At 70.1% G+C, this 13,355-nt stretch carries 12 protein-coding genes; 9 read left to right on the top strand and 3 right to left on the bottom strand.

Annotation, left to right across the window (positions count from 1 at the left end; all coding sequences use genetic code 11):
• Positions 1-15 precede the first annotated feature (15 nt).
• On the bottom strand, positions 16-939 hold the full coding sequence (locus tag ND450_RS30115) for an N-acetylglucosamine kinase (RefSeq protein WP_253321846.1): 924 nt from the start codon (positions 937-939) through the stop codon (positions 16-18).
• A gap of 49 nt (positions 940-988) precedes the next feature.
• Positions 989-3,805 carry a S8 family serine peptidase gene (locus ND450_RS30110; RefSeq protein WP_305885182.1) on the bottom strand — a complete coding sequence of 939 codons (2,817 nt, stop codon included), beginning with the start codon at positions 3,803-3,805 and terminating at the stop codon, positions 989-991.
• A gap of 112 nt (positions 3,806-3,917) precedes the next feature.
• Between ND450_RS30110 and ND450_RS30105 the strand changes: the two genes are divergently transcribed.
• Genes ND450_RS30105 through ND450_RS30065 form a run of 9 tightly spaced genes read left to right on the top strand, consistent with a single transcriptional unit; the run spans position 3,918 to position 12,453 of the window.
• Positions 3,918-4,772, top strand: coding sequence for a fumarylacetoacetate hydrolase family protein (locus tag ND450_RS30105; protein ID WP_089908524.1), 855 nt, complete (start codon positions 3,918-3,920; stop codon positions 4,770-4,772).
• Positions 4,772-6,082: an enolase C-terminal domain-like protein gene (locus tag ND450_RS30100; protein ID WP_253321845.1), complete on the top strand. Its 1,311-nt coding sequence runs from the start codon at positions 4,772-4,774 to the stop codon at positions 6,080-6,082. The genes ND450_RS30105 and ND450_RS30100 overlap by 1 nt, the downstream gene beginning before the upstream one ends.
• A complete protein-coding gene (locus ND450_RS30095) occupies positions 6,075-6,824 on the top strand; it encodes an SDR family NAD(P)-dependent oxidoreductase (RefSeq protein ID WP_253321844.1) in 750 nt (249 codons plus the stop codon). Before ND450_RS30100 ends, ND450_RS30095 begins: the two co-directional genes overlap by 8 nt.
• A 17-nt stretch (positions 6,825-6,841) precedes the next feature.
• Positions 6,842-7,876, top strand: a complete 1,035-nt coding sequence (locus ND450_RS30090; protein WP_253321843.1) for a sugar ABC transporter substrate-binding protein — start codon at positions 6,842-6,844, stop codon at positions 7,874-7,876.
• Complete coding sequence (locus tag ND450_RS30085) at positions 7,876-9,345, top strand: sugar ABC transporter ATP-binding protein (protein WP_253321842.1); 1,470 nt, start codon at positions 7,876-7,878, stop codon at positions 9,343-9,345. Before ND450_RS30090 ends, ND450_RS30085 begins: the two co-directional genes overlap by 1 nt.
• On the top strand, positions 9,342-10,358 hold the full coding sequence (locus tag ND450_RS30080; protein WP_253321841.1) for an ABC transporter permease: 1,017 nt from the start codon (positions 9,342-9,344) through the stop codon (positions 10,356-10,358). Before ND450_RS30085 ends, ND450_RS30080 begins: the two co-directional genes overlap by 4 nt.
• Positions 10,359-10,370: 12 nt before the next feature.
• Positions 10,371-10,673, top strand: a complete 303-nt coding sequence (locus tag ND450_RS30075) for an L-rhamnose mutarotase (protein WP_253328034.1) — start codon at positions 10,371-10,373, stop codon at positions 10,671-10,673.
• Positions 10,670-11,626 (top strand): aldo/keto reductase, encoded by a 957-nt coding sequence (locus tag ND450_RS30070; RefSeq protein WP_253321840.1) that lies wholly within the window; start codon positions 10,670-10,672, stop codon positions 11,624-11,626. Before ND450_RS30075 ends, ND450_RS30070 begins: the two co-directional genes overlap by 4 nt.
• The gene (locus ND450_RS30065; RefSeq protein WP_253321839.1) at positions 11,623-12,453 is read left to right on the top strand and encodes an amidohydrolase; all 831 of its coding nucleotides are present in this window, start codon (positions 11,623-11,625) and stop codon (positions 12,451-12,453) included. The genes ND450_RS30070 and ND450_RS30065 overlap by 4 nt, the downstream gene beginning before the upstream one ends.
• Here the strand turns inward: ND450_RS30065 and dapA are convergent.
• Entirely contained in the window at positions 12,450-13,307 is an 858-nt protein-coding gene (gene dapA / locus ND450_RS30060; protein ID WP_253321838.1) for a 4-hydroxy-tetrahydrodipicolinate synthase, read from the bottom strand. The two genes, ND450_RS30065 and dapA, sit on opposite strands and share 4 nt — an antisense overlap.
• Between the last annotated feature and the right edge of the window lie 48 nt (positions 13,308-13,355).

Genomic DNA, 13,355 nt, shown 5'->3' with positions numbered 1-13,355 from the left:
GCCGATCCCAGGACGTCAGGAACGGCTCGGCCTCGGCGCGTCCGGTCCCAGCACGTCCACGGCCGCCAGCCAGGCAGCGCCCGCCGCACCCTCCGTCGCCATGATCACCTGGGCGTTGCACCGGGTGAGCAGCTCCTGCTTCAGGTGCGTGCCGACGGGCGTCTTGATCAGGCTGCCCACCAGCACGATCGGCGAGGTGTCGGACGGCTCGCGGACCGCCGTGGCCGTGTCGGCGAGCAGGCGGGCGGCCGAGGCCACGATGGTCAGCGCGTCGGGATCACCGTGGTGGTAGGCGGAGCTGACCAGAGGAGCGAAGCGGGCCAGCGCGATGGGCGGCCGGTCGTTGACGGCGTTGATCAGCTGGCTGCGGTTGCGCACGCCCGCGGCGGTCAGCACGGCGGTGGCCAGGCCTTCCAGCGGTGCGTCGAGGTCCAGCAGCCGCAGGGTCGCGCGGACGGCCTCGCGGCCCAGCCAGAACGCCGAGCCGTCGTCGCCGATCAGCCAGCCGTAGCCGCCGGACTGGGCGACCATGCGGTGGCCCGCGATGCGGCCCGCGATGGAACCCGTGCCCGCTACCAGGACCGTGCCGTCCGGGGACGACGTGCCGGTGGCGAAGGCGGCCTCGCTGTCGGTGACCACGCGCATCGGGCAGTGCAGGCCCGCGCGTTCCCACGCCTCCTGGAACAGCGCCGCGACCGTCGGGTCCGCCAGTTTCGACGCCCCCGCCATGCCGAGGACGCCGGAGCGGACCTTGCGGGAGTCGAGGCCGTCCAGGGCTTCCGCCAGGGCCTCGCCGATGTGGCCCGCGGCGACGGAGGGCGGGTGCGAGTTGGGGTTCGCGCCGCCCGCCAGGCCCTGGCCCAGGCGGGCGCCGTCGAGATCGAGCACCAACGCCCTGGTCGACGTGCCGCCAGCGTCGAGTCCCACGACCAGATCCATAAGCGGAGTATGCCGAGAGACATCTGCCTTAGGCACGCCCAACCGGGTGTCACCTCACGAAAGCGCGGTTACCGCTTGCGTTGTGGTGGAACAACACCAACGATCCGGACGGAACCGGATCACCCGGACGAACCACAGTGGACAGTGCGGGAACGATCAAGCCGTAGTCGAAGGTCGCGCTGGGGGCGACGTCGACCAGGTCGTCCGGATCCGCGGGCCCGGTGTAACGGCTTTGCACGCCAACGGTGTAGGTGACCGGGCCGGATGGCAGCGCCGCGCGGGAGACCGGCAGCACCACGACGTCGCTGTCGAACAGGTTCGTGTCGGTCGATCCTTCGAAGCCGTTCAACGGCTGCTCGTCCACGACCTCGTCCGAGCCCGCCACGACGGTCCTGGCGAGCCAGACGTCGGCGGTCACGTCGCCCTCGGGACTGGTCGGCTTCACGGCGGTGGTCACGAAGTCCTTGCCGCCGACCGAGAAGCGCACCTCCGGCGCGGTGTTGCTGCCGAGGTTCGCCCAGGTGTCCCAGGTCGCGACGCCGAACGCCAGCAGGTCGTTCGTCGCCGTCGCACCCACGTACCTGAGGTCGCCGCCGCGGGCCGTGCGGTTGACGGCGCACTCGTCCTGCACGTCCGGACCGCAGTCGGGCAGCCGGTCGGAGCGCGCGCCGAGGGTCAGCACGGTCATCCGCGACTGGTAGCCCGGCTGGTCGAGGCCGCGTCCGGCGACCCTGCCACCGGCGAGCGACAGGCGCGACACCGGCTTCGGGGCCGCGTACAGGGGCACGTGCAGCGTCCGGTCGCCCGTGAACGTCACCAGGCCGGACGCCTCCGCCAGGAACTGGCGACCCTCGTCCAGCGAGACCGTCGGGTCGGGCGTCTTGCGCAACGCGGAGGGGTTCGAGATCCGCACCTTCACGGGCACCGACTCCGACCCGCCCGGCCGCAGCACGACGTACGGCTTGACGACCTGGACCGACACCCCGGGAACGGTGGTGATCGGCTCGTAGCCCGCGTTCAGGCGCACGGTCTGCGAACCCTTGTTGACCAGCCGCAACTCGCGGCGAACAGACGTCGGGCCGGCGGCCTCGACCGTGCCGAACGACGCGTCGCCCAGCACCAGCACGTCGGCCGACAGCGCGGCGAGTCCGTCCACCCGGCCGGCACCCACCCGCATCGGTGCCTCGCGCACTCCCGAGGCGTCCCGGACGACGCCGGACGCGGTGTTCACGAGCGCGGCCTTGACCTCGGCGACCGTCCACTCGGGATGGACCTCGCGCAACAACGCGGCGATGCCCGCGACGTGTGGTGACGCCATCGACGTGCCGCCCAGCGAGACGCCGGAGGACGCGGTCCCGGACGCCGCGGAGAAGATCGTGTCACCCGGCGCGGCCACCGCGATCGAAGACCGCGAGCGCGACGACGACGGCGTGATCGTGTCCGCGATCGACGGGTCGATGGACGGCACCGCGACCTTCAACGACGAGGTCAGGCGCACGGTCAGCGTCCCGGCCTCCAACGCCGGTCGCAGCTCGCGGGAGGCCGCCGCCGTCATCTGGAACGCCGGGATGTGGGCGTTCCCGGCGATCCCGGCCGCGAACACGGGCAGCGTGGTCGGCAGCAGCACGCCGGCCGCCCCGGCCTTCCAGGCGTTGTCCGTGCGGGCGCCCGACCCGCAGGCCCGCGTGGCGTCGCTGTCGTCCCACTCCAGCCAGACGACCTTGCCCGCCAGCGACTCCGGGATCGGCTGGCAACCGTCCACACCGGACGAGAGCCGCACGACGGGCCGTGTGAGGTCGAAGTCGTCCTTGAAGTTCTGGCTGTACTGCCCGGCCAGCTTCCTGCCGCCGACCTCAAGGCCGTCCAGCATCGAGAACGAGTCGCGGCTGTTCGCCACCGAGATCGCCTCGGGCGAGTTGCCGGGCGACCCGGACACGTCGTAGAAGTCACCGCCGTTGCCGGCCGCCGCGACCACGACGACGCCGTGCTCGACGAGCTTGCGCACGAACAGCGAGTCGGGGTCGTCCGGGGCACCGAAGTCGCTGCCCAGCGACAGGTTGACCACGTCGAGCCTGTCGGAGAAGTCGCCGTCGCCGTTGGGGTCGAGCGCCCAGTCCAGCGCCTTCGCGGTCAGGTTCGTGCCGCCCTCGCAGCCGAACACCTTCAGCGCGTACAGCGACGCGAGAGGGGCGGTCCCCGGTCCGATCTTGAGAGCGTCGAGGTCGACCGACGAGTACGGGCCGCGGTAGGTCGAGCCGTCCGCGTTGACGCCGTACCCGGCCGCGGTGCCCGCGACGTGCGTGCCGTGGCCCTGGCAGTCCACAGGGTCGGCGTCCGGCTCCGGGATCGCCCCGGTCGTGCCGGTGTAGTCGTCGCCCGCGAAGTCGTAGCCGCCGACGACCTTGGCGTTCGGGAAGGTGCCGCCGCCGAAGTCCGCGTGCCGGTAGTCGATGCCGGTGTCGATCACGCCGACCCGCACGCCCTCGCCGAAGCGGCCGAGCGACTTCCACACCTCGGACGTCCGGGTGAGCCGGACGGCGTGCGCGTTGGTGAGCTTCTTGGGGACCATCCGGTGGACAGCCCGGACCTCGGGCATGCGCGACAGCGCCGCCAGCCGGGACCGGTCCGCCGACAGCACGACGCCGGGCACCGCGTTGCTCGTTCGGGCGACTTCCCGGCCACCGGACCGCGACACGACCCGGGAGGCGTGCTCCGAGGTCCTGTCACGGGCGGACCGGGCTTGCGCCGAGCTGCCCGAATCGACCGCAGCGGCCGAGGTCAGCTCGACGAAGACGGTGACGTCCTCTCTCGGCCCGACCGGCGCTAGCAGTGCGCCCACCAGGAGAGACGTGGTCAACAGATGCATGTCCAACTCCTCCTATTCATCGGACGACTTCACGCCAAGCCCTAGACGCAGGTGGTCTCGCGGGGCTATACATCCGATGTATTTCGTGCGTGTGAGCAGAGGAGGAACGGCCGTGCAGTTCTTGCGCCTGGGGCCGGTCGGCGATGAGCGTCCTGCGGTCAGGACCGACGACGGGATCACGTACGACCTCCTGCCGATCACCCCGGACATCGACGGGTCGTTCCTCGCGAACGACGGCGTGGCGCGCGTGCGGGCCGCCCTCGACGCCGGTGAGCTGGAGGTCCTGGACACCGCGGACCTGCGCGTCGGGCCTCCGCTCGCGCATCCGGGCAAGATCATCTGCATCGGCCTCAACTACCGCGACCACGCGGAGGAGACCGGCGCCGACATCCCCGGTGAGCCGGTGGTGTTCCTCAAGACGCCGGACACGATCATCGGCCCGTACGACCAGGTGCTCGTCCCGCGCCGGTCCGTGAAGACCGACTGGGAGGTCGAGCTCGGCGTCGTCATCGGGCGCACGGCTCGTTACCTCGAGTCCGAAGAGGACGCTCTGGAGTGCGTCGGCGCGTACGTGCTCTCGCACGACGTCTCCGAGCGCGAGTTCCAGATCGAGCGCGGCGGCACGTGGGACAAGGGCAAGAACTGCGAGACGTTCAACCCTCTCGGTCCCTTCCTCGTACCCGCCGGCGAGATCGCCGACCCGCAGAACCTCGACATGCGGCTCTGGGTGAACGGCGAGATCAGGCAGAACTCGTCCACCAAGAACATGATCTTCCCGATCGCCGAGATCGTGCGCTACCTCAGCCACTTCCTTGTCCTTCGACCGGGTGACGTCATCAACACGGGTACACCCGCTGGGGTGGCGCTCGGGCAGCCGGAGCCGAAGCCGTACCTGCGCGCCGGCGACGTGGTCGAGCTCGAGATCGAGGGCCTCGGCAGGCAGCGGCAGATCCTCGGGCAGGCGTGATGCCGAAGATCACCGCACTGGACGTCCTCGACATCCGGTTCCCCACCTCGCGCGAGCTCGACGGTTCCGACGCGATGAACCCGGACCCGGACTACTCGGCCGCGTACGTCGTGCTGAGGACCGACGACGGGCCCGAGGGCCACGGGCTCGCGTTCACCATCGGCCGCGGCAACGACGTGCAGGCCGCCGCCATCAGGGCGCTGGCGCCGCACCTCGTCGGCAAGGACGTGCCGGAGGACGCGAAAGCCCTGGCGGAGCTGTACTTCGAGCTGATCGGCGACTCGCAGCTGCGCTGGCTCGGCCCGGAGAAGGGCGTCGCGCACATGGCGATCGGCGCCGTCGTCAACGCGGCCTGGGACCTCGCCGCCCGGCGCGCCGGGTTACCTGTCTGGCGGTTCCTCGCCCGGATGTCACCCGAGGACGTCGTCAGCCTCGTCGACTTCCGGTACCTCAGCGACGCGCTGACGCCGGACGAGGCGTTGCGGATCCTGCGCGAGGTCGAGCCCGGCAAGGCCGAACGCGCGGAAGCCGTGACCCGCGACGGCTATCCGGCCTACACGACGTCGCCGGGCTGGCTCGGCTACTCCGACGAGAAGCTCGCCGGACTGGCGCGGCAGGCCCTCGCCGACGGCTTCGACATGATCAAGCTCAAGGTCGGCGGCAGCCTCGACGACGACGTCCGGCGGATGAAGCTCGCCCGCGAGGTCGTCGGTGACGAGGTGCGGGTGGCCGTGGACGCGAACCAGCGCTGGGACGTCGACACGGCCGTGCGCTGGATGCAGGAGCTCGCGCCCTACCAGCCGTACTGGATCGAGGAGCCCACCTCGCCGGACGACGTGCTGGCGCACCGCGCGATCGGCGACGCGCTGGCCCCGATCCGGATCGCCACCGGCGAGCACGTGCAGAACCGCGTCGTGTTCAAGCAGCTCCTGCAGGCCGGCGCGATCGACGTGCTGCAGCTCGACGCCTGCCGGGTCGCGGGCGTGAACGAGAACATCGCGATTCTCCTGCTGGCGAAGAAGTTCGGCGTCCCGGTGTGCCCGCACGCCGGTGGTGTGGGCCTGTGCGAGCTGGTCAGGCACCTGTCGTTCTTCGACTACGTCGCCGTCTCCGGCGAGATCGGCGACCGCGTGATCGAGTGGGTCGACCACCTGCACGAGCACTTCCTGGACCCGGCCGTGGTCGAGCGCGGCCGCTACCTGGCCCCGGCCGAACCGGGCTTCTCCGCCCAGCTGAAGGACCGGACGCTGGTCGAGTACGTCTACCCGGGAGGTCCTGTGTGGACGGAGCTGGAGGGCGGCCGTGAGTGACTTCGAGGGACTCGTCGCCGTCGTCACGGGTGGCGCGTCCGGCATCGGCCTGGCCACCGCGGCCCTGCTGGCGAGCCGCGGTGCCACGGCCGTCGCGCTCGACCTCCAGCCCGAGGTGGAGGAACCGCTCGTCGGGATCCGCACGGACGTGTCCGACGACGAGAGCGTCAAGGCCGCGATCGACGAGGTCGTCGAGCGGTTCGGACGGCTCGACGTCGTGGTGAACAACGCGGGCATCGGTGCCCAGGGCGACGTGCTGGCCAACTCCGACGAGGAGTGGTCGAGGGTGCTCGACGTCAACGTGCTCGGCATGGTCCGCGTCTCCCGCGCCGCGCTGCCCCACCTGCGGAGGTCGCCGTCCGCGGCGATCGTCAACACCTGCTCGATCGCTGCCTGGGCCGGGCTCCCGCAGCGTGCTCTCTACTCGGCCAGCAAGGGCGCGGTGTACTCGCTGACCCTCGCCATGGCCGCCGACCACGTGCGCGAAGGCATTCGCGTCAACGCGGTCGCCCCCGGCACGGCGGACACCCCGTGGGTGGGCCGCCTGCTCGACTCGGCACCGGACCCGGAGGCCGAACGAGCCGCGCTGGAGGCGCGCCAGCCGCACGGCCGGCTCGTCTCCGCGGACGAGGTCGCGGGCGCCATCGCCTACCTGGCGAGCCCGCTCTCGGGTTCCACCGCCGGCACGATCCTCGCCGTGGACGGCGGCATGCACGGCCTGCGCTTGCGTCCCCAGCAGTGATGAAAGGCAACTCAACGATGAAGCGTCGCAACCTCACCGCCGCGGTGTGCCTCGCCCTCGCCGGTGCTCTGACACTGTCCGCCTGTGGTGGCGGGACCACCGGATCGGGAGCAGGCGGCGTCGGCCCGATCGGCGCCGACCACCCGCGTGCCGACACCGACTTCTGGAACTCCTACATCAAGTACTTCCCGGAGAAGGCCAAGGACCTCGGCGTCAACCTGCTGAACCCCACCAACTCCCAGAACAAGGTCGAGAACCTCGTCGCCAACGCCCAGTCGCTGCAGTCGCAGGGCGCCAAGGCGATCATCATGGCGCCGCAGGACACCGGCGCCATCGCGTCCACCCTGGACCGGCTGGAGAAGGCGAACATCCCCGTCGTCACCGTCGACACCCGTCCGGACAAGGGCAAGACCTACATGGTCGTGCGCGCGGACAACAAGGCGTACGGCGAGAAGGCCTGCAAGTTCCTCGGCGACAAGCTGGGCGGCAAGGGCAAGGTCGTCGAGTTCCAGGGCGCGCTGGCGTCGGTCAACGGCCGTGACCGCTCCGAGGCGTTCGCCGCCTGCATGAAGCAGAACTACCCCGGCATCACGGTGTTCGAGGAGCCGACGGACTGGGAGGGTCCGAAGGCGTCCGCGGCCCTGCAGACCCGCCTCAACCAGCACCCGGACATCAACGGCATCTACATGCAGGCCGGTGGCGCGTTCCTCACGCCGACGCTGCAGGTGTTGCGGCAGAAGAACCTCATCGTGCCGCCGACCGACCCGAAGCACATCTTCATCGTCTCCAACGACGGCATCCCGCAGGAGCTGGAGGCCATCCGCAAGGGCGAAATCGACGCGACCGTCTCGCAGCCGGCCGATCTCTACGCGCAGTGGGCGCTCTTCTACGCCAAGGCCGCGGTCGAGGGCAAGACGTTCCAGCCCGGCCCGACCGACCACGACTCCACCATCGTCGACACCGGCGGCGGCCGCCTGGAGGACCAGCTGCCCGCGCCGCTGATCACCAAGGAGAACGTCGACGACAAGGCGTTCTGGGGAAACCAGATCTGATGTCCGAGTTCGCGGCCGTCGCGCGAGGCGTGACGAAGAGGTTCGGGCAGACCCTCGCCCTGGACGACGTGGGCATCGAGGTCCGCGCCGGTGAGTCGCACGCGCTCGTCGGCCGCAACGGCGCCGGCAAGTCGACGCTGGTCTCGGTCCTCACCGGCATGCAGGTGCCGGACGCGGGCGAGGTGAGCTTCTTCGGCGAACCCGCGCCGCCCGTCGCCGACCGCTCGGCCTGGCGCCGGCACGTGGCCTGCGTCTACCAGAAGTCGACGGTCGTGCCGGAGCTGTCGGTCGCCGAGAACCTGTTCATCAACCGGCAGGACCTCGGCGGCGGCCTGATCAACTGGAAGAGGCTGCGCCTGCAGGCGGCGGAGTTGCTGGAGACCTACGACGTGGCGGTGCGGCCGGACGCGCTGGTGTCCACGCTGACCGTCGAGCAACGCCAGCTCGTCGAGATCGCGCGGGCGCTGTCGATCGGCTCGCGGTTCGTCATCCTCGACGAACCGACCGCGCAGCTCGACGGCCCGGCGATCGAGCGGCTGTTCGACCGGATGAGGTCGTTGCAGGACAAGGGGGTGACGTTCCTGTTCATCTCCCACCACCTGCAGGAGGTCTACGAGGTCTGCCAGACGGTGACGGTCTACCGCGACGCGCGGCACGTCGTCACCGCGCCGGTCGCGGAGATGTCCAAGCCCGACCTGATCGAGGCGATGACCGGTGAGGCCGGAGGGCTGAACGTGCCTTCCGGGGACGACCGGCCGTCTTCTGCCGAGGAGGTGCTGACCGTGTCGTCGTTGAGCGGGGACCACTTCTCGGACATCTCGCTGGCGGCGACGCGCGGCGAGGTCATCGGGCTCGCGGGCAGCGCGTCGTCGGGCAAGCACGAGTTCGCGGAGACCGTCTACGGGCTGCGGAAGCCGGTTTCGGGTTCGATCGCCGTGGACGGTTCCGTGGTGCGCGGCGGTGACGTTCCGGCTGCTTTGAAAGCCGGAATCGGCTGTGTGCCAAGGGATCGGCACCACCAGGGGCTCGTGCTCGACCTGTCGATCGCGGAGAACGCGACGATGAGCACGGCCGGCGGGTTCGTGTGGCCGTCGGCGCAACGGGCGGCCGGCAGCACCGCGATCGCCTCCTACGACGTGAAGGCCGCCGGGCCGGACCAGCCCGTCTCGGACCTGTCCGGCGGCAACCAGCAGAAGGTCGTGATGGCACGGGCCCTGGCCGGTGACCCGTCCGTGCTGGTGCTGATCAACCCGACCGCGGGTGTCGACGTGAAGTCCAAGGAGTCGCTGCTCGGGGTCGTCGACGCGCAGGCGCGTCGGGGCAAGGCCGCGATCGTCGTCTCCGACGAGCTCGACGACCTGCGGGTGTGCGACCGCGTGCTGGTGCTGTTCCACGGCCGGGTCGTGCGGGAGTTCGGCCGCGGCTGGCGTGACCAGGAACTGATCTCGGCGATTGAGGGAATGGAATGACCAAGGCCATCACACCGCCGGTCCCGGCACCGGCCGCGCCCGAGAAGCAGAAGTTCCGGCTGGCGCGCTACCAGGACCTCGCGCTGGTCCCGGTGATCATCCTGTTGCTGGTGATCGGGGCGGTCCTGTCGCCGATCTTCCTCACGCCCGCGAACCTCATCGCCGTGCTGACCCAGCAGAGCGAGCTGTCGTTGCTGGTGCTGGGCCAGGCGATGATCCTCATCGTCGGCAAGATGGACCTGTCGCTCGAGTCGACGGTCGGTCTCGCACCCGCGCTGGCCGTCGCGTTGATCATCCCGGCGTCGGCCGGCGGTCTCGACGTCGGTCTCGCGGCCTGGCTCGCGTTGCCGTTGTGCATCCTGATCGGCATCGCGATCGGTGGCCTGAACGGGTTCCTGATCCTCAAGGTCGGGTTGTCCGGGTTCATGGTGACGCTGGGCATGCTGACGATGCTGCGCGGTCTGCAGCTCGCGATCACCGAGGGCAAGTCGCTGATCGACGTGCCGGAGTCGTTCCTGTACCTGGGTTCCACGACGTGGCTCGGGCTGCCGGCGGCGGTGTGGATCTGCATCGTCTGTTACGCCGCGGGCATCTTCGTGCTGAAGTACCTGCGCGCCGGGCGGTCGTTGTACGCGATCGGCGGCAACTCCGAGGCGGCGCGGGCTGCGGGCATCCGGGTCGACCGGGTGGTGTGGACCGTGCTGATCATCGGCTCGGTGCTGGCGGTGGTCGCGGGCATCCTGATGACCGGACGGCTCGGGTCCGTCGCCGCCACGCAGGGCGAGGGCATGATCTTCCAGGTCTTCGCGGCCGCCGTGATCGGCGGCATCTCGTTGAACGGCGGCAAGGGCACGCTGTTCGGGGCGTTGTCCGGCGTGCTGATGCTGGGGCTGGTGGAGCAGATCCTGCGGTTGCAGGGTGTCTCCGGCTTCTACATCAAGGCGTCGTACGGTGCGGTGATCATCCTCGCGCTGATCGTGACGCGGTTCGCCACCGGGCAGAAGCAGGAGTGAGCGTTGGAGACCGTGGCGTTGCACACCCGGCTGCGCGAGGGGCGCGAGGCCGACTACGACCGCGTCCACGCGACGATTCCGACGGAGTTGGACGAGGCGTTGCGCGAGGCAGGCGTGCACTCCTGGCGGATCTGGCGTTCCGGGCGCGAGCTGTTCCACCTCGTCGAGGTCGACGACTACCGCGCGATGCGCGCACATCTGGCCTCGCACCCGGCCAACGTGCCGTGGCAGGCTCGGATGGCCGAACTGCTGGAGGTCTCCGACGACTACTCCGGCGCCGAACCGTCTGTGCGACTCGTGTGGGAGCTGCCGTGAAGGTCGCTGTTTCTCGTCTGGGCTTCGGCGGCGCGCCGATCGGCAACCTGTACCGGGCGATCTCCGACGAGGAGGCCGTCGGAGCGGTGGAAGCGGCCTGGCAGAGCGGTGTCCGGTACTTCGACACCGCGCCGCACTACGGCCTCGGGCTGTCGGAACGGCGGATCGGCGAAGCCCTCCGGGACAAGCCGCGCGACGAGTTCGTCCTCTCGACCAAGGTCGGGCGGGTGCTGGAGCCGTTCGACGGGGACGGGTTCGACGACGAGGGTTTCGTGGTGCCGCGGTCGTTCCGTCGTGTGCGGGACTACTCGGCCGATGGCGTGAAGCGGTCTCTTGAGTCCTCTTTGGAGCGACTCGGGACGGACCGGGTGGAGATCGTGTACATCCACGATCCGGACGACTTCTGGGACGAGGCCTTCGGCGAGGCCTACCCGGCGCTGGAGTCGTTGCGGTCGCAGGGTGTGGTGGGCGCGATCGGCGTCGGCATGAACCAGTGGGAGATGCCGGAGCGGTTCGTCCGCGAGACCGACGTCGACGTGGTGATGCTGGCCGGGCGGTACACGCTGCTGGAACAGCCTTCGCTGCCGTCGTTCCTGCCCGCGTGCGTGGAGCGCGGTGTGTCGGTGGTGGCGTGCGGGGTGTTCAACTCCGGGCTGCTGTCGAAGCCGGTCGTTCCCGCCGATGCCAAGTACAACTACGAGGACGCGCCCCCTTCGTTGATCGTGCGCGCCCGGGACATCGCCGCGGTCTGCGAACGGCACGGCGTGACGTTGCCCGAGGTGGCGATCCAGTTCGCGCTCGGCCACCCCGCCGTGGTGTCGGTGGTGATCGGGTCGCGCAACGCCGGGCAGATGACGGCGAACGCGGCCTCCTTCTCGGCTTCGATCCCTCCCGGGCTGTGGGAGGACCTGAAGTCGTCGGGGCTGCTGGGCGCGGAGGTGCCGACGCCGTGATCGTCGACGCGCACCACCACCTGTGGGACCTGTCCGTCCGCGACCAGGACTGGATCACCGATCCGCCGATGGGCGCGATCCGCCGGTCGTTCGCGGAGCCCGACTTCGTCGCGGCGGCACCGGAGGTCGCCACGTCCGTGCTGGTGCAGACGGTGTGCGTGCCGGAGGAGACGCCGGAGTTCCTCGCCGTGGCGGCTTCTTCGGACGTCGTCGGCGCGGTGGTGGGCTGGGTCGACCTGACGTCCGCGGGGGTGGGCGAGGCGTTGTCCGAGCTGGTCGACAGCCCTGACGGCTCGTGGCTGCGCGGGATCCGGCACCAGGTGCAGGGCGAGCCGGATCCGGAGTGGTTGTGCCGCAAGGACGTCCGGCACGGCCTCCAGCAGGTCGGCGCGCACGGGCTGGTGTACGAGCTGCTCACGTTACCGCGTCAACTGCCCGCCGCGCGCCGGACCGTGGCGGCGTTGCCGAACGTGGCTTTCGTGGTGGACCACTGCTCGAAGCCCGCGATCGGCACGGATCCGGGGGAGTGGGCTGAACTGGTTCGCTCGCTGGCGGCGCACGAAAACGTGACGTGCAAGCTGTCCGGCCTGGTCACCGAGGCCGACTGGACGTCGTGGAGCATCTCGGACCTGCGGCCGTACTTCGAGGTCGTGCTGGACGCGTTCGGGCCTTCGCGGCTCATGTTCGGCTCGGACTGGCCGGTCGTGCTGCTCGCGGCCACCTACGACGAATGGCTCGGGACCGCGCGGGAACTGGTGTCGGAACTGACGCCCGGCGAGCAGGCCGCGATCTTCGGGGACACCGCTCGCCGGATCTACGGGCTCTAGAACAGGGCCTTCAGCTCGTTGATCAGCTCGGGCGTGGCGCCCACGAGCGGCTCGCGGACCGGACCGGACGGCAGGCCGAGCAGGTTGAGTGCGGCCTTGACCGCGACGGCACCGGGCTCGCGGGTCATGATCGCGGTGATCACCGGCAGCAGCGCCTGGTGGCGGCGCAGCGCTTCCTTGTTGTCGCCCTCGTCGTAGGCGTCGAGCATCGCCTTGATCTCGTTGCCGACGACGTGACCGACGGTGCTGACCGTGCCGACGCCGCCGATCGAGTACAGCGGCAGGATCAGCTCGTCGTTGCCGGAGTAGTAGTCGAGGCCGGTTTCGGCGATCACGCGGGCGGTCGCGAGCAGGTCGACCTTGCAGTCCTTCACGCCGACGATCCGCGGGTGCTCCGACAGCCTGAGCAGCGTCTCGGTGTCGATCGCGGTGCCGGTGCGGCCGGGGATGTCGTAGAGCAGCGCCGGCAGCCCGGACGCGTTCGCCACCTGCCGGAAGTGGTTCTCGACGCCTTCCTGCGTGGGCTTGCTGTAGTACGGCGTCACGACGAGCAGGCCGTCGGCGCCGTTGGCCTCCGCCTGGTGGGCGAGCTCGATGGTGTGCCGCGTGGAGTTGGTGCCAACGCCCGCGAGGATCTGGGTGCGGTCGCCGACCGCTTCCTTCACGGCCTTGATGACCTGCGCCTTCTCGGCGTCGGTCGTGGTGGGCGCCTCGCCGGTCGTGCCGTTGACGACCAGCCCGTCCGCGCCGCCCTTGTCGACGAGGTGCGCCGCCAGCTCCTGCGCACCCTTGAGGTCCAGGTCACCGTCGGGGGTGAACGGGGTGACCATCGCTACCAGCACTCGTCCGAACATGACTCCAGCGTGGCTCCAGTTTTCGCGAAGTTCCAGTTAGAAGTTCTG

It is taken from the genome of Lentzea sp. HUAS12 (assembly GCF_024125735.1).
In the GTDB taxonomy this organism is placed as follows: domain Bacteria; phylum Actinomycetota; class Actinomycetes; order Mycobacteriales; family Pseudonocardiaceae; genus Lentzea; species Lentzea albida.
The sequence above is the reverse complement of the archived record's forward strand: the minus strand, read 5'-3'. Positions and strand labels throughout refer to the sequence as shown.